This is a genomic window from Sesame phyllody phytoplasma (genome assembly GCF_018390775.2).
Taxonomy (GTDB): domain Bacteria; phylum Bacillota_I; class Bacilli_A; order Acholeplasmatales; family Acholeplasmataceae; genus Phytoplasma; species Phytoplasma australasiaticum.
This window is the reverse complement of record NZ_JAHBAJ020000007.1, coordinates 1-18,077: the sequence shown is the minus strand read 5'-3', so window position 1 is coordinate 18,077 and position 18,077 is coordinate 1. Positions and strand designations below refer to the sequence as shown.

Annotated in this window: 13 protein-coding genes; 11 read left to right on the top strand and 2 right to left on the bottom strand. The window is 24.8% G+C overall.

The annotated features are described in order from the left end of the window. Window positions 1–55: 55 nt before the first annotated feature. Entirely contained in the window at window positions 56–2,929 is a 2,874-nt protein-coding gene (locus KHD59_RS01135; RefSeq protein WP_213680383.1) for a S1 family peptidase, read from the bottom strand. 699 nt (window positions 2,930–3,628) lie between these two features. Here KHD59_RS01135 and hrcA point away from each other — a divergent pair. The 6 genes from hrcA (at window position 3,629) to KHD59_RS01105 (ending at window position 11,316) form a co-directional block, all read left to right on the top strand. After that, the gene (gene hrcA / locus KHD59_RS01130; RefSeq protein WP_004994844.1) at window positions 3,629–4,696 is read left to right on the top strand and encodes a heat-inducible transcriptional repressor HrcA; all 1,068 of its coding nucleotides are present in this window, start codon (window positions 3,629–3,631) and stop codon (window positions 4,694–4,696) included. Between the two features lie 70 nt (window positions 4,697–4,766). Beyond that, a complete protein-coding gene (locus KHD59_RS01125) occupies window positions 4,767–5,549 on the top strand; it encodes a nucleotide exchange factor GrpE (protein WP_213680384.1) in 783 nt (260 codons plus the stop codon). Further along, on the top strand, window positions 5,542–7,410 hold the full coding sequence (dnaK, locus tag KHD59_RS01120; protein WP_004994840.1) for a molecular chaperone DnaK: 1,869 nt from the start codon (window positions 5,542–5,544) through the stop codon (window positions 7,408–7,410). The genes KHD59_RS01125 and dnaK overlap by 8 nt, the downstream gene beginning before the upstream one ends. A 106-nt stretch (window positions 7,411–7,516) precedes the next feature. Continuing rightward, window positions 7,517–8,623, top strand: coding sequence for a molecular chaperone DnaJ (gene dnaJ / locus KHD59_RS01115; protein WP_213680385.1), 1,107 nt, complete (start codon window positions 7,517–7,519; stop codon window positions 8,621–8,623). 719 nt (window positions 8,624–9,342) lie between these two features. Next, window positions 9,343–10,341, top strand: coding sequence for a lipoate--protein ligase (locus KHD59_RS01110; protein ID WP_213680386.1), 999 nt, complete (start codon window positions 9,343–9,345; stop codon window positions 10,339–10,341). 339 nt (window positions 10,342–10,680) lie between these two features. Next, window positions 10,681–11,316: a hypothetical protein gene (locus KHD59_RS01105; protein WP_004994835.1), complete on the top strand. Its 636-nt coding sequence runs from the start codon at window positions 10,681–10,683 to the stop codon at window positions 11,314–11,316. Between the two features lie 22 nt (window positions 11,317–11,338). On the opposite strand, the gene recU is transcribed toward KHD59_RS01105, so the two are convergent. Then, a complete protein-coding gene (gene recU / locus KHD59_RS01100; RefSeq protein WP_213680387.1) occupies window positions 11,339–11,896 on the bottom strand; it encodes a Holliday junction resolvase RecU in 558 nt (185 codons plus the stop codon). A gap of 270 nt (window positions 11,897–12,166) precedes the next feature. Between recU and KHD59_RS01095 the strand changes: the two genes are divergently transcribed. The 5 genes from KHD59_RS01095 to KHD59_RS02530 all read left to right on the top strand — a co-directional run bounded on the left by KHD59_RS01095 (window position 12,167) and on the right by KHD59_RS02530 (window position 17,502). After that, window positions 12,167–13,912, top strand: coding sequence for a ribonuclease J (locus tag KHD59_RS01095; RefSeq protein WP_213680388.1), 1,746 nt, complete (start codon window positions 12,167–12,169; stop codon window positions 13,910–13,912). Between the two features lie 8 nt (window positions 13,913–13,920). Beyond that, window positions 13,921–15,606, top strand: a complete 1,686-nt coding sequence (locus KHD59_RS01090; protein WP_213680389.1) for a ribonuclease J — start codon at window positions 13,921–13,923, stop codon at window positions 15,604–15,606. Window positions 15,607–15,640: 34 nt separating this feature from the next. Further along, window positions 15,641–15,976, top strand: a complete 336-nt coding sequence (locus tag KHD59_RS01085) for a hypothetical protein (protein ID WP_213680390.1) — start codon at window positions 15,641–15,643, stop codon at window positions 15,974–15,976. Window positions 15,977–16,056: 80 nt separating this feature from the next. Beyond that, entirely contained in the window at window positions 16,057–16,185 is a 129-nt protein-coding gene (locus KHD59_RS02505; RefSeq protein WP_004994825.1) for a DNA-formamidopyrimidine glycosylase family protein, read from the top strand. A 708-nt stretch (window positions 16,186–16,893) separates the two neighbouring features. Next, window positions 16,894–17,502: a DNA-formamidopyrimidine glycosylase family protein gene (locus KHD59_RS02530; RefSeq protein WP_308699651.1), complete on the top strand. Its 609-nt coding sequence runs from the start codon at window positions 16,894–16,896 to the stop codon at window positions 17,500–17,502. Window positions 17,503–18,077 lie beyond the last annotated feature (575 nt).

Here is an 18,077-nt window from a genome sequence, read left to right as displayed (position 1 = left end):
AATTAAATATGAAATAGATAAAATATTTATTAATAATATATTAGTTAAATTTATATTAAATATTATTGATTATGGGATTTAGTTTTATAGAGATTATTATCATTACTAAAAATATAAAAATTACAGAAATTAAGATGTTTAAATTCTCTTTAAGGTTACTTGTGATTAATAATTCTCTTAAATTATTATTAGATATTAACGTTGCTTGTATAAAGTTTGAGGGAATATCAACATTTGAGTTATTAAAAAAATTAATACCTATAAAATTTCCTTTATGATCGAAACATATAAAATTTATATCTTTAATTTTTTCTTTTAAATTGAACACAGAATCAAATACAAAGGTGCTATTTTTATTTTCAATTATGCTACTAATTTGACTTTTGAACATTTGAGGGTTATGATCATCACTATCTCCATTTATTAGATAGTAAATATCTTCTCCTACTTTAAGATCTGAAGTTTTTTTAAATGGAACTACAGGGTAGTTTTCTGATGATTTAAAGGTAATTAAAATAATATTGTTTTCGTTTGGAAATATATTATTTATTGTTCCTTGTTCAAATTTATAAATTTCTTGTTCGGAATCATATATAATAATTTCATTTTGATCGTTAAAAATTCGTTTATATAATAAGTTATTTAAGCTGATTAAATTATTTTCATAATTGTCTTCATAGGTAGATAAAACATGATACAGATATTGATTATCTTGTGTTTTTTCTTTGCTAAAAATTATTCCATTACCTTTTATGTGATGATCTTGATGCCAAACAATTAAAGAATCCATAATTTTTTGTTTTGTTGTATGCACGGAGGGCTTGTTTGAATCAATAAATTTTAGAGATACAAAAGAACTGTCTTTATTTGCTGAACGACGATGACTTTCTAAAGAATGTTCGATAAAATTTATTACTTTATGATTTTTATTTTTTATGATTATTTTTAGATTAATTTTGGATTTATCTTGAGAATCAATACGAGCGTATAATTCCATATATTCTTTTTGCGGGTCTATGAATAATATTTGTTGTTGATTATAAGTATAAACTAATTTGATTTTTAATATTATTTTAGATTTATTTTCCTTATTTTTTAATAATGGTAATGTAATCGGATCTTTATGAGTTAAAACGGTTAATTCGTCCATAGAAAATGCGATCATTGGCGCTTCATCATTGTGTTCGATTTTAAGATTATTAAAATTTTTTTTAAAACTATTAAGTTTTCGCATTAAATAATTTTTATGGTTTTCGCTTGTTAAATCGGTTATTATTCCTATATTTTTAGGATTTTGTTTATGTTGAGAAAAAATTTCTTCTAATCTTTTTTGGATATGCAAAATATTAATAGCTTGAGAAAACTTGTCTGTTGTTGCAGGATTATTAATAGTATTACGGTTCATACCAATAATTTGTCCTTTTTGGTTAAAAACAGGTCCTCCGCTATTTCCATTATCTATTTCTATATTAAAATCAATAAAAGCTTCATTTAATTTAGTAATATCTCCTCTTTTTAATAAATTCCTTTTTATTGATTGTGTATTTTTTATGTTCGTTAAGCTTGATAAAAATTTTTCTAATGCAAATGATTCTTGAGATCCCATACTATAAACTATTTGTTGAATTTCTGGTTTTATAAATGAATGCGGTTCCGGGAAAGCTGTTTTTAGAATTTCTTCAATTTCTTTGAATTTAGTTGCATTATTATCTTGAAAAGTTAATATTCCGATATCATCAAAACCTTCGTTATTAGAAATAAAAGTAAAAATTTTGGCATCTTTATATGAATTAAAATAAGGATTATAAACTTTGATTTTAGAATTTTTCCCTGGTTCTAAAACATGAGAATTTGTAATGATGTAGTATTTATATTTATAATAAGAAGATTTTTCAGATTTTTCTGCTGCATAAATAAATCCTGATCCTAAATATCTAGAAAATTCGATTGAGAAAGTGATTTTTGATATATTTTCTATAATTTTTGATATATCTTCTTGAATAATATCAGAAGGTTTTAATTTTTCAGATTGTTCAAAAAAAGATTCATCTATAAAAGATAAAGCAAAAGTATTTAAGAATTTTTTAGATACATCTATATATTGATTATTTATTTGCTGCATTAATCCATTAAATTTACCTTCTTTGTTTAACTTAATTAATAATTGTATTTTCGGGTTATTTTCGATTTGATTAGAATTTAGTTCCATAGGTATTAAATATTGTTTTTTTATTTTATCTTGAGGAGATTTTAAATTTTCAAAATCGCTATCATCATCTTCGTCTGTTAAACTTTCAGAACTATCTGAAAAACTAGATATTGATTCATGATCACTTTCATATTCATTATGGATTTTTTTGTCTTTAATATTATTATTAAATTTTTTATACATTCGTTCACAAAAATTATAAATATAATTCGAAGTAATAATATAATTAATTTCCATTTTATGCGACTGTTGAGGAAATGAAATTCCAATAAATTCACCTCTTTTATTGAAAAAAATTTTATTATTTTTTCCTTTAATAGAGATAGATAAAGTATTTGATTGGTTTTGATCATATTCTTCACTTATAATTCCTTCTTGAAAAGGTTTTATATTGTCATTAATATCTAAAGTAAATCCATAAACTGTTTCGCCTTTATGAAAATTATATTTTTTTATTTTTGGAAAAAGATTATTATTTGTTGGTTGTTGATTGTCGAAAATTTTTTGTAATTTTTGTTGTATTCCTTCAACAATTTGGTATTTATTTTTATTTTCTTCGTCTATGATATTTTCATTATAATTATCGTATTTAATTGATATGTTAACATTCGACGTTAATATTTTTTTATAATTAAAATAATAGAATATAAAAGTTATTAATATAAAAAAATAAACTAATAGTAATAAATAATTTTTTTTAATAATGCGAAGGATATTCATTTTATTTAATTTTTTAATTAAACCTTTTCTTAGATTGATATTTAAAAATGATGATTTGATTTCAAATCCGCTAATGAATTTAAAATAAATATTTTCTTTTGACGCGATTTTACAAGTACATCTAATATTATATAATAAAAAAATTAATAAAATGTTATTATTAGAGACTTGACATAATGTTTAAAAAGTAATAGAATAAATTTAGCAGTCATGGTAATTGAGTGCTAAATTATTTATAGTTTTTATGTAAAAAATTTTTTTAATCGATAAATACTTGACAAGATGGTATTTTATTAGTTACAATAATTCCAGCAGTCATGATTCGTGAGTGCTAAATTTGTTTAAATCAGATAGAGTTGTTGAAAAAAAGTTAAATTTAAAATAAAATAAATTATTAAAATTATTTTAGTTATATTTAAAAAAATTAAATTTATTTCGGAAATTTTTATTTTATATGATGTAAATGTGGTGAATATGTTTCAATATTCAATTGATTATAGATGTGTTTTATTATTATTTTGGGAATAAAATTTTATTTGATAATGATTAGTAAATAAGCCAAATAGTAAATATGATAATAATATTATGACAAAGATAAATTTAAATCTATTAAATTAAGGTAAGAAATTTTTATATAAAGAATAGAAGATAAAATTATGATGATGACAAAAATTATATTTTTTCAAAGGATTTTAAAAATTGATTTCGAATAGAGAAAGATTAATTTTAAAAGCAATTATTGAACATCATTCAGAACATCAACAACCTATTAGCTCGAAATTTTTGTCGCGTTTATCTTATTTAAAATATTCTAGTGCTACTATTCGTTATGATATGGCTCAATTAGAAAAAAAAGGTTATTTATGCAAAACTCATGCATCTAGCGGTAGAATTCCTTCTTTAAAAGGATATGTTTTTTATTTTAATCATTTAATAACTAGAAATCATGATATTTTTCAGCAAATTTCTTTATTTGAGAATATCTTTAAGAATAAAAATTTTAATAAAGAAACTATCGTGAGAGAAGCATTAACCTTGTTAGGAAATGTTACTCGTTATCTTGTAATTTTAGCTTTTCCTAATGCTTTAACAACTCATAAGGTAGCCAAGATTGATTTAGTTTTATTAAGCCCTGAACAAGCTATTGTTTTAATAATAACTAATTATGGTCAAATTCGTTATCAGAGTATTTTTTTAGAACCTTGCAATAATTTTGATTTTCAAAACGTTAAAAGTATTATTTTAGCTATAAATAATACATTATTAGATAAATATTTGTGTGAAGCTATTAAAATTTTGCAAGAAAAAAATATTGAAAATGATTTTTGTAATGCACAATTATTTGATAAATTAGTTAATATTCTAATAGAAATTTTTTATAACTTTAATACAAACAATTCCCATATTTATGGTATTAATAATTTAATTAACAATTTTAGTTGGGCCGATAGCAATACAATGAAAGAGATTTTACATATTTTAGATACTAATAAATTAAATGAAATGTTATTTGATGCTCATAAATACATTTTTAAATTTAATAATCGAATACGTTGGGTATCTTGTCATAAGTTTGCTATTATCTCTATTCCCTGTGAAATTAAAAAATTTCCAGATCAAAAAATGTTTATTGCGGTTTTAGGTCCTATGACTATGGCTTATCCAGAAGTAATTCCGCTGTTAGAATATTTGTCTGTAAATTTATCTCAAACTTTTTACAGTAAAACAAATTTGATTCCTGATAAATTGGAAGAAATTTGCAAATAATTTATTAAAGTATTATTAACAATAAAATATTAAATTTGTAAATAATAAAAGGAGTTTAATTCAAGAATTTATGAATTTTGAAGAATGTTCAAAACAAAACCCTAATAATTGTAAACAACATGAAAAAAACATAGATGAAAATAATTGTTCTTGTAAGGAAAAAAAAGTTCAATCAAAAAAAGTTTCTTCTGATCACTCATCTTTCGAAGATAATACATCTTCAGATATTAATTCCAATAAAGCAGAAACTTCAACATTGAATTGTGGGGATCAAAGTGATAATAAAAATTCTATTTCAGACATTGAATCTAATAAATTTATACCTAATGAAAATGATTTTCAAATGTTAAAAAAACAATTAAATGATTTAAAAGCAGAAAATGTTAATCTGAAAAGAGATCTGCAGGAAGCACATCAGCAAAGAACCAATGATAATTTGAAATATTTAGCTGATTTTGATAATTTTAAAAAGCGTATTACTATTCAAACGAATAGAGAAATTAAATATGCTTTAACAGATTTTATTAAAAATATTTTAATTCCTTTAGAACAATTCGAAAAGGTTTTAGAAATGCCTAAAGTAGATGACTCTGTTAAATCTTTTTTATTGGGTTTTAAAATGATTCATAAACAAGTTAAGGATATTTTACAAAAAGAAGGTGTAGAAGAAATTAAAGCTTTGGGTGTTAAATTTGATCCAAATTTTCATTATGCTTTGGAAAAAATATCAGATTTAAAACAACCTAATGGTATAAATGTTTTAGTTTTACAAAAAGGTTTTTTATATAAAGATTTAGTTATAAAACCAGCTATGGTAAAAGTAAATGAATGGAGTGATAAAAATAATGACTAAAAAAAATACAAATTCAAGTCCAATTATTGGAATAGATTTAGGTACTACAAATTCTTGTGTTGCTTGCATGGAAAATGGACAACCAAAAGTAATTACTAATTCAGAAGGGGATAGAACTACGCCTTCTGTGGTGGCTTTTAAAGGTGATGAAATAATCGTTGGTAAAGCTGCTAAACGACAGATGGTGACTAATCCTAATACTATTCTTTCAATCAAAAGAGAAATGGGTAAAAAAGGTTATTATAAAGAGTATAATGGTAAAAAATATACTCCTCAAGAAATTAGTGCTATTATTTTACAAAATTTAAAAAAACAAGCTGAAGATTATTTAGGTATGACTGTAACAGAAGCTGTTATTACAGTACCTGCTTATTTTAATGATGCTCAAAGACAAGCTACTAAAGATGCTGGTAAAATTGCTGGATTAGATGTTAAAAGGATTATTAATGAACCTACAGCAGCAGCTTTATCTTACGGATTAGATAAAAATACTCAAAAAGAACAAAATATTTTAGTATTCGATTTGGGTGGAGGTACTTTTGATGTTTCTATTTTGAATATTGCAGAAGGTAATTTTCAAGTTTTAGCTACTGCAGGTGATAATGTATTAGGTGGTGATAATTTTGATGATGCTATTGTAGAATTTTTAATTAGAATTTTCCGCGAAGAGCATGGAATTGATTTGAAAAAAAACAAAGATTTAACTGCTTTACAACGTTTAAGAGAAGCTGCTGAAATGGCTAAAAAAGAGTTAAGTAATGTTGTATCTACGGTTATATCTCTTCCTTTTATTTCTATGGCTGCTGATCAAACTCCTTTGCATTTAGAATATACTTTGACTAGAACTAAATTTAATGAAATCACTAAAAATTTAGTAGATCGTTGTATAACTCCTTTGAGACAAGTTTTGAAAGATGCAAAATTGCAAGTATCACAAATTGATCAAGTTATTTTGGTAGGTGGTTCAACAAGAATTCCGGCTATTCAAGAATTAGTTACTAGAGAATTAGGCAATAAAAAATTAAATAAAAGTGTTAATCCTGATGAAGCTGTTGCTTTAGGGGCAGCTATTCAAGGGGGAATTTTAAGAGGTGATGTTCAAGATATTGTTTTATTAGATGTAACTCCTTTATCCTTAGGGATTGAAACTTTAGGCGGGATATTTACTAAATTAATTGATCGCAATACTACTATTCCAACTTCCAAATCTCAAATTTTTTCAACTGCAGTAGCTAATCAATCTTCTGTTGATATCAATGTGTTACAAGGAGAAAGAGCATTAGCTAAAGATAATCAGTTATTGGGTAGTTTTCAATTAACAGGTATTCCGCCTGCTCCAAAGGGTGTTCCTCAAATCGAAGTTACTTTTGATATCGATGTAAATGGTATTGTTTCTGTGTCAGCTAAAGATTTAGGTACTAATAGAAAACACAGTATTACTGTTTCAGGGGGCAGCGGTTTAAGCGAAGAAGAAATTCAAAAAATGATAAAAGATGCTGAAAAAAATGCAGAAACAGACAAAATTCAAAAAGAACGTATTGTTTTACGTAATGATGCTGATAATTTTATTTTCCAAACACGCCAAACTTTAGAATCTTTAAAAGATTCGATAGAAGAGCAAGAAAAAAATGATATCGAAGCTAAGATTCAAGATTTAGAACAAACTTTAAAAGGTGATGATTACGATTCTATTAAAGAAAAATTAAGTATTTTAGAAAAAGCTTCACAACAACTTGCTGTAAAGGCTTATCAAAAAGCGCAACAACAAAATAATAAAGAAAATCAAAATCAAGATACTACTCAAGAAACTGCTAAAACAGAAGATAAAGTAGTAGATGCCGAGTTTGAAGATAAAAAATAAGATAAAAAAATAATAAATCTAATAAAAAGCCAAAAAAAGATATTAATAACTTTTTTTGGTTTATTTATTAATTTTTATTTATCTTATTACAACGAGGAGTTTTATTTTGAAACAAAAAAAAGACTATTATGAAGTTTTAGAATTATCACGTGATGCTAAATTGGATGATATTAAAAAAGCTTATCGACGTCTTTCGAAAAAATATCATCCTGATGTTTGTAAAGAAGCTAATGCTGATACTAAATTTAAAGAAGTACAAGAAGCTTTTGATGTATTAAGTAATACCAACAAACGAGCTCAATATGATCAAATGGGTCATAATTTTAACAATCAAGGTTTTAATAGTGATTTTCAAGGTTTTCAAAGTGCTAATTTTGAAGAATTTGAAGATTTGTTTTCAAGTTTTTTTGGACGTAGAAAAAGCAATCGCCATCAAGAAGATATTAAAGGTGAAGATCATCATATAAAATTAACTATTAGCTTTATGGAATCTGTTTTAGGTACTCAAAAAACTGTTACATTCAATGTTAAAGAAAATTGTGAAAAATGCGATGGTACAGGAGCTAAAACTAAAAATGACATTCGAATTTGTAATGTTTGTAAAGGAAATGGTTATATTTCTTATACCCAACAAGGTTGGTTTGTAAGTGTTTCGAAACAAATATGTCCTGAATGTGGCGGTAATAAAAAAATTATTTTAGCAGAATGTAAATTTTGTAAAGGTGTAGGTATGGTTAAAAGTGAACATAAGGTAACTTTAAATATACCTGCAGGCGTGGAAAGTGGTATGAGATTAAAATCCCCGAATCAAGGTCATCAAGGCCCTTCAGGAGCGCCTAATGGTGATTTGTATGTCGATATTAATGTTCAACCTCATAAAACTTTTCAACGTAAAGGCAATGATATTTTTTCTTCAATATTAATTAATTTTTATCAAGCAGCTTTGGGCACAATTATTAATGTCGACACTATTCATGGTAATGTTCAATTAAAAATTCCTGCTGGTACACAAACTGATACTAAATTTAGATTAAAAAACAAAGGAGTTCCTTATGTTAATTCTCCATTTAGTATAGGTGATCATTATGTTATTGTTAAAATTTATACACCACAAAATTTATCCAATACACAAAAAAAATTATTTGAACAATTAGAAGAATTAGAAGAATTAAATCGAAAATCTAAAACTAATTCATCTTGGTTTAATTTTTGAATCGCACAAATAAAAAAAATCATTAATAAAATAGTAAACATTATTAAATATATTTGTCAGTTTTAAAAGATATTTATAATATTGTTATTGAAAGCGCATAGCCTATCATGATAATAATCTTTGGAGGGAGGTCACCTAAACACTATAAAGCAGGTTTGATTAATTATCAGCCTCAGTTTTAAAGTAATTGTGAACCGCACTTAAAACTTGATTTAGAATTATATCGCAACTTAGATCTCCCGAAAGGTAGATTATTAAAAAAAATTTAAAACAGCTATTAGCTACTCCCCAAAAAAAGCGAAATTTAGAGTAGTCATCAGTTTCATTCTAGAATGGGAATATTTTAGAATAACCACCTGACCACGATGAAAGGTAATAACCTTCTTTACATAACGAAAGAGTTTCAATATTTGTAATTAGATATTAGACGCCGGATGCTTGGGAACTTGCTTGTCCGTTTCTGTGAGTGGCTAGTTTGTAATTGTATAAAAGAAATAATATTTTTTTAAACTGATTTCAGTTAATCTATTATGATACATATCGCCATCATTATATGATTTTATAATGATGGTATTTTATTTATTTATTATTATATTTAATAATCTTTATAATCAGTTTAGATATAATAATTAATAAATAAAAAAATATAATATATTATTTTGTTTATTGAATTTGACTTTTTTTGTTAGTTAACAAAAGAAAGAAATTGGAAATTATTTATGATTTTAGTTAAATATCCTTTATTATCTCATTATAAACCTTATTTTTATTATGGTTTAGAAGAATATATTTTAAATTATTTTTTAAAGAATGATGATGAAATTTATTTTTTTTTCTGGACCATGAAAGGGGTAGTAATTGGTCGTAATCAGATTATTGAAAACGAAATTAATTTAGAATTTATTAAAAAAAATAAAATTGAATTTTTTCGTAGGCCGAGCGGAGGAGGTTGCGTTTATAATGATTTTAATACTCCGATTTTTAGTTTTATTTTTCGAAATAAATGTTTAGATTTTAGTTTTAAAAACTATTTAAATCGTATTATTAAAGCTTTTAATTGTTTAGGTATACCTTTATATTTTAGTGGTCGAAATGATATTTTATTAAAGGGTAAAAAAGTTTCTGGTAATGCTTTTTGGAAAAATAAAAATGGAATTGTTATGCATGGTACTCTACTTTATCAATGTGATATTAATACAATGATACGATGTATTACTCCAAATAATCAAAAATTAATTTCTAAGGGTATTGATAGTGTACGTTCACGAGTTACTAATTTAAAAAAATATCTTCCTGATATGACGCAATACGAATTAATTTATTATTTGGAAAATTTCTTAAAAAAGACAGAGTTAACTTTAACGAATAAAGATTTAATTTCTATTAATGAATTGTCTCTTAAATATAATTCTTCTACATGGTTATTTAATCATCCTATTTATTCTAAAATTTTACAACATCGTTTTGAATGGGGTGAAGTTAAAGTTTCTTTAGAATTAGAAGATGGTTATATTAAAAAAATGCAATTATGGGGTGATTTTTTTCATATTAGAGAAAATTTAGATAAATTTTGTGTTTTTTTTAAAAATATTTTATTCCGAATAGAAGAGATTCAAAAAGTTTTACAAAATATTAATATTAATGATTATATTTTAAATGCTTCAAATCAAGATTTTTTGTTTTTATTAAAACAAGGTGTAATTGATTATATGAAATAATAAATAATATTTTATAAATTTAGAAAATAAAATTTAATAAATAAATATTTTTTTAGTTCGAATTAAAAAAATATTTTTTCAAATGTGATTTAATCTAGATAATGTCAAAATATTATATTATTATTTTTTATATAAATATTTTTAAAATATAAAAGTTAGTTTTCAGGTAAATAGATATAATTAATTTTTTTATATAAGATATTATTTTTGATTATGAAATTAAAAAAATATTTATTAGGATAATTTATGCCAAACATACTTATTATTTTTAAATAATTTTCTTGTTTATCCTTCTTAATAAAAATGTATAATATAAGAAAGGTATATTAAAGGTTCATTATGAAGATTTTTTCATTAAAAAAAGTGATTATTAGCGCTTTATTATTAACAATTTCTTTTTTCATTGAATTTGTATTTACTAAATTTTTTTTTCAAGATTGTCACGGAGCTTTAATAAAATTAGAATTATTACCTATAATTTTAATAGGTTTTTTGTTTGGTTTTAAATTTAGTTTATGTGCTAATTGTATTTATGTTGCGATCCATACTGCTTTAGAATGGTCTATTATTACCGCATTTAGTTTAAATAGAATAAAATATTTGCAATTATTGTTTGTAGTATTTTTTTTTATTTTACCATATATGGCTTATTCTTTATCTGGTTTATTTTATACTCGAAAATCGCCATATTTAATTAAAAAAAATATTATAACTAGTTTATTATTAATTTCTTTGATTCAAATTATTTCTTATATAGTGTGTATTTATATTTTTTATTATTATGCTTATGACTCTGTGTTTTGTATATTTGAATCAGATTCTTGGATAATAAACCAATTAAACCTTAATTTATCTGTATATTGGATATTTTTTATTTATATCAATGTCACCATTTGGTTAACTAATTTAGTTATTGGATCTATTTTATGTTTTTTAAAACCTATTATTAACGAAAATATAGAATTAGGCTTATAATATTTATTTTATTTTTAATATTTTAGATAAATTTATCAACGATTTTTAAATAATCTAATCTGGGGCGATAACTATAAGGTATTTGCCATAATTCGTTAATAAAAGTTTGATAATCAATACTTTTTAACGAATATTGTTTTGTAAAATTAATTAAAAAAGATATGGGCATATAGAAGTATTGGTTATAGCGTTTAAAATTAATAATTAAAAAAGCTATTCCTTTTAGTTCGTGTATGTTTTGTAAACAAACCTTTTGATGATTAGGAATATTTTTTAAAGGAAATTTATTTAAATTATTTGTTTCTTTAACATCGAAAGACAAATATTTACCTTTATAAATACCTTGATAATCTGGTAAGGATTTTAAACGATAATAAGCTTCTATAATTTTAGTTTTATTTCTTTGGGCATATTCCACTTTAACTACTTGTATAGGGATCTCGTTTTTATGAATAAAAGCAATTTTATTTTCCTTATAAAAATTATTAGTTAAATTAATATCTTGTTCTAATTGTTTGCCTAAATTGCTTTTTTTATTATAAGTAAAATTTTGATTATTTATTTTAATCGGATATTTCATATTTTTATTTATTTTATAACTTTCTAAATAAATATAAAAAATTGATATTAATTTTTTTAAAGCTATAATAAATAGTGATTAACCAAATAAGAGTGGTTTCAAAAATAATTAACATCACATTAAATTTATTTATTTTCCCAATATAATATTTATATTATAAATTTTAATTAATAATGATAAAAAAATTAAAAGAATCGGTAACAAATGTTTCGAAATTGTTTAAATTAATGATATATATTATTAATTTTTTAAGGAGTTCTATTAAAACAAATGCAAGAAATCAATTTTTTCGCTTTAGGGGGTATAGGGGAGAATGGTAAAAATTTTTACCTCTTAAAAATCAATTCTTCTTATTTTATTTTAGATGCTGGTTTAAAGTATCCTAGTGTATTGGTTAATGGTATTGATGCTATTTTACCGGAATATCATAAATTAGAATCTATTAAAAATGAAATTAAAGGTATTTTTATTACTTCAGCTTTAGAAACTTATTCAGGAGCTTTACCTTATTTAATTAAAGAATGGTCTATCCCCATTTATGCTTCTGATTTTGCTTTAGAAGTAATTAAATTTAATTTAAAACAAGCAAATATAGATTTATCTTCTTTAAAATTGAATGTTATTAAAGATGATATGAAAATTATTATTGATAATATTCAAATTTTTGTTTTCGGGATATCTCATTTTTTGCCAGGAACTTTAGGTATAGCTTTTGAAACTTCTTCGGGAATGATTATATATATGAGTGCTATGCATATGCAACAATCTAAAAATAATTTTTTTCAAACTAATTTTACAACTTTAGTGGAATTAGCTCGTAAAAAGGTTTTAGCTTTGTTATTAGTTTCACAAGGTTCTTTAAGTTTAGTAAAACCTAAACGAGAAGAAATTTTAGAACATCATTTAAGTAGTTTTTTTGGGAGCATAGAAAATAATGTTATTGTTACTTTTTTAATTCCAGATTTATTAAAAATTCAAATGGTTATTGATTTAGCTGTACAAGCTAAATTGAAAATTATTATTTTAGGTCGTAAGAGTGAAAAAATTATTGATATCGCTTTATTAAAAAAATATTTAAAAATTCCTGAAAATACTTTAATTAATTTAAAAAATTCTAAGGATTATTTAAAATATAAGAATGTTGTGGTATTAGTATTTGGTAGACGTTTTGAATCTTTTTACCGTTTGCAACGTATGTGCAAAAAAACTGATCGTTTAATGAGATTGCATATATCAGACAAAATTTTATTATTTTCTGTTGATTTGCCTGGTATTGATAAAGTTCAAAATAAAACTGTTGATATATTAGCAAGACATGGTTTTCAAGTAGAATTTTTAATTAAAGATTTGTTTCAAAATGTATCTTATGATTATCAAGAATATTTAAAATTATTGTTGTCTTTATTAAAACCAAAATTTTTTTTGCCCATTGTAGGCGAATATAGACATCAATATTATGTAAAGAAAATGGCTCAAAATTTTAATTTTCCGGATAATAAAATTTTTTTGTTAGAAAATGGTGATATGTGGTTTTATGATAGCGTACATAAACCTTTAATTAAAAGAAATTTTTTTAAAAATTTGGGTGAAATTTTAATTGATGGCACACCGGTTATAGATGGCAATAATTTTATTATTAAAGATCGTGAATTATTAGCTAATGATGGTATTTTAATTATAGCTTGTAATTTAGATTTACGTTTGCGTAAGGTTATCGGAGATATCGATAATATTAAGTTGGTTAGTAAAGGGTTTTTAGATAAAATTAAAATAGAACCTTTAATTCGTCAATTAAAAGAATTATTTTTGAAAATAAGCACACAATTTATACATATTAATAAACAAATTAAATGGAGTGATTTTAAAAATAATTTACGAGAAGAGTTATCTAAATTTATTTTTAAAGCTACTAAAAAAAAACCTGTTATCATTCCTGTTTTAATCTCAGCAACTCGTTCATCGATAGATAAAGATTTAAATTTTACTTCAAATATTGTAATTGAAAGCAAAGGATAATTTTACAAATGGTAGCACATATTTCACAATACCCACAATTTGACATTTTGTTTTATGCTTTAGGCGGATTAGGTGAAGTAGGCAAAAATATGTATGTGGTAGAAATTCAAGGTAGAATTTTTATTATGGATTCGGGTATGTCTTTTTCTGAAGATTCTTTTTTAGGTATTAATTATATAATCCCTAGTTATGAATATTTAATTAAAAATGAACATAGAATTGAATGTCTTTTGATTACGCATGGTCATGAAGATCACATCGGTAGTATTCCTTTTTTGTTGCGTAAAGTTAAAATACCTAAGATTTTAGTAAACGGTATTGCTTACGATTTGATTGAATTCAAATTAATAGAGCATAAATTACAAAAATATATGCATATTTTGGAAAAATATGAAGAAGAATCTGAATTATTATTCGGACAGGTTAAAGTATCTTTTGTACGTTTGAATCATTCGATACCTGATACTTTTGGCATTGTTTTTCATTATAATAAAAATATTATTTTTTATACTGGTGATTTTAAAATTGATCATACTCCTGAAGGTCCTTTAGCGAATTATGCTAAATTAGCTGATTTAGGTAAAAAAGGAGTTTTATGTTTATTATCAGATTCTACGAATGCCCAACAAAAAGGATTTATAGAATCTGAAAATAAAATTGGTGATACTATTAATAATTTATTTTATCAAATTAAAGGTAGAATTATTATTGTTACTTTTGCTTCTAATTATTATCGTATTAAACAAATTATTCAAGCTAGTGTTTCAACTAAAAGGAAAGTAGCTGTTTTTGGCCGGAGTATGGAAAAAGCAATCGAAGTAGGAGCTAAAAACGGTTATTTAAAAGTACCAAAAGAGTTTTTAGCAAATAGTAATAACATTAATGCTAATGATGAAAATATTACTTTATTATGCACCGGTTCCCAAGGGGAACCATTAGCTGCTTTAAGTCGTATGGCTAATGGCACTCATCGACAAATTAAATTAAATCATAAAGATACGGTGATTTTTTCATCTTCTCCAATTCCGGGAAACCAAGATAGCGTTAATAAAGTTTTAGATTTACTTTATAAAATGGAAGTTAATGTTATTTTGCATGGTTTTTTAGTAGATACTCATGCTTCCGGGCATGCTAGTCAAAATGATTTAAAATTAATGTTAAACTTGATTAAACCGCGTTTTTTAATTCCAGTTCATGGTGAATATGTTATGTTAATGGCTCATAAAAAATTAGCTATTGAATGCGGTATACCTTCCGAGAATATTTTTATTTTGGATAATGGAGATGTTTTAGGATTAAGTCCTTCAAAATCTGAATTAGTTGGCAAAATTCCTTATGATGATATTTATATTGACGATTCTGGCTTAGAAGATTTAAGTAATTCTATAATCAAGGAAAGAAAAATTTTAAATGAAGAAGGATTGTTATCTATTATTGTTAGTATGGATTGGAAGAATAAAAGAATTATTAATCATCCAATGGTCGTATCTAGAGGATTTATTTATATGAAAGGTAGTGGTGATTTTATTCAAAAAATATCTAATGATATTAAACATATGATTCAAAAATTGTTATCTTCTGAAAAAGTTAATGAAAATTATTTAATAAAAGCTATTATTAATTTTATTACTCCTCGTATTTATGAAACTACTTTACGTAATCCTTTAATTTTACCTATTATTGTACCTATTTAAAAAATTTTTAGTTTAGAAAGGTTTGTTAATTTTTATGAATTTCACTAAATTATCTGATAAGAGCATATATAATAATTATCCTATTAACAATTTAACTTGTGTAGTGTATGCAAGATATAATAAAGATAAAAATTTAGCAATTTCAAAAGAATGGTATACTATTTCGCCAAAAATAGTTATTAATTCCGATTTAAAAATTTTTTCAGAATTAATTTTGGTTTTTGAACATATTGATAATGATAATCCGGAATTTTTTTTACAACCAGGTCAAAAGATTAATATTATAACGGGTAATTTATTTATTAATAAAAATATATCTAAAGAACAAGGAATTTTGTTGATTGATAAATTTATTCATGTAAGTGAATAATTTATCAAAAAAATTAATTTACTTAAGGTATTTAAATTAATTTGCAAAATAGTTATATAAAGCCAAGGAGGTTTATTGTTATGCCAGAGTTACCAGAAGTAGAAGTCATTGTAAGGGCTTTAAATAAAAAAATAATAAATCGTTATATCAAAAATATAGATATTTTTTATGAACCTATTATCGGCAATGGGCGCAAAAGATGCGCATAATTCCGCTATTTAACGCATAGCCTGGAGCGATAATCTCCAGAGGTCACGTAAACACTGTAAGGTGGGCTTGATTAATTGTCTTGAAAGAGTAATTAATAACAGCAAAAGCACGCAAGCGCGATGAGACGAAATATCTAGTCAATAAGTCAGCGCCAGACCAGAAGTCAAGGAGAAGGTGAAAATCCCTAAGCAGTTAAAAGGGCGTGGTTAAACGAAATTATTTCGCGGATAAGATATTTTAATCTGGATTTTTGAGAGTTAAGGATATTTTATTGCCATTATCCTTAAATTATCTAATAAGTCATATAAAATTTTGACTTTACTCAAATAACTACCTCCCCTATGTTTTTTTAAATGTCATAGGTGCCTCAATTAGAAAAAAATTGTAAACTGCACCTAACACTTCTCGTAGAATTATGTCGTAACTTTGATCTCCCTAAAAGCACCACCAAAGGGTTAAAACTAACAGCTGTTAGGCTCAAGGGAAAAGCGAAACTTACAGTAGTCGTCAGTTTAATTCTAGAATTGGAATATTTTAGAAGAACCTGACCACGGCGAAGGGTAATAACCTTTACATGGCGAAAGAGTTTCAATATCTGTAATCAGATATTAGGCGCCGGATGCTTGGAAACTTGCTTGTCCGGTTCTGTGGGGGGCTAATTGCGAATATGAAAGTAAAATTATCAATTCACTTTCTAAACCGAGTTAATCTATCCCGATAAAGAATGCTTTAATCAAATTAAAAATCAATTTTTTTTAAAAGTTAAGCGTAAAGGTAAATATTTAATCTTTTTTTTAAGTAATGATTTAGTTTTAATTGGCCATTTACGTATGGAAGGTAAAATTAATTTAAATCCTATTTATATGTGCAATACTATTGATAAACATGAATATTGGAGATTGTGGTTAGATAACGATATAGTTATGCGATATTACGATACTCGAAAATTTGGACGTTTTTTGGTTTATAATTATAATGAATATTTGATTAAAAGTCCTTTGGTCAAGTTAGCTGCAGATCCTTTTGAAATATCATTAAATGATTTTTATCATAAATTGCAGAAAACTACTAGAGTTATAAAGCAGGTTTTATTGGATCAAAGTATTATTTCTGGCATTGGAAATATTTATGCTAGTGAAATTTTGTTTTTAGCTTGTATTCATCCTAATACACCTTCTTTTCGTTTAAGTTTAGAAAAGGTTAAGTCTATTTTAAAACATGCTCAAAATATTTTAAAAGCTTCTATTGAGGATGGCGCTACAACTACTAATACTTTTGAAGGGGCGCCAAAGAGGCCTAAATTTCTTGCTATCTAACCAATAGCCAGAGCTGATAAACTCTGAATGGGTATGGTCGGTTTGATAAACGAAAGAATATCAAATTACAGCAGACCATAAAAGCGGGTTGCGACGAAAGCAAATTAGTCAAGAAGACCTCGCCACCAAATAATTCTATGGGAAAACCTGAAATGGTCTAAGAAGGAAATTGATGTAATAGTATAACCTGTTCCGGAAGTTGCTTAAACGGACAGTCCAGAGTCTACTAATATAAGCTTCAAGTATTGAGTAGTTTATCATATAAAACCTGGGATCAGCCTCTTAACGAGGATACTTCCCCTAAAGAATTAAGGTCGAAATTTAGCGTAACTTGGAGAATCCTAAAACTAGGTAATTAAATTTACCAATCCGGTAATAAAAGTCTGGATGGTCAAGGATAAAGCATCTTTTTAGTAGTCATAAGGGTAAACCTAAATTTGGAATAATTTAGTTAATCGACTTATCAAGAAGAGAGTTAATAGCTCTCATAGGGCGAAAGAAGAAAGTAATTTACTATTTATTCAATGGTATCGAGAGAAAGGAGTTGATATATTATGTCAACAACGGTTTCACCA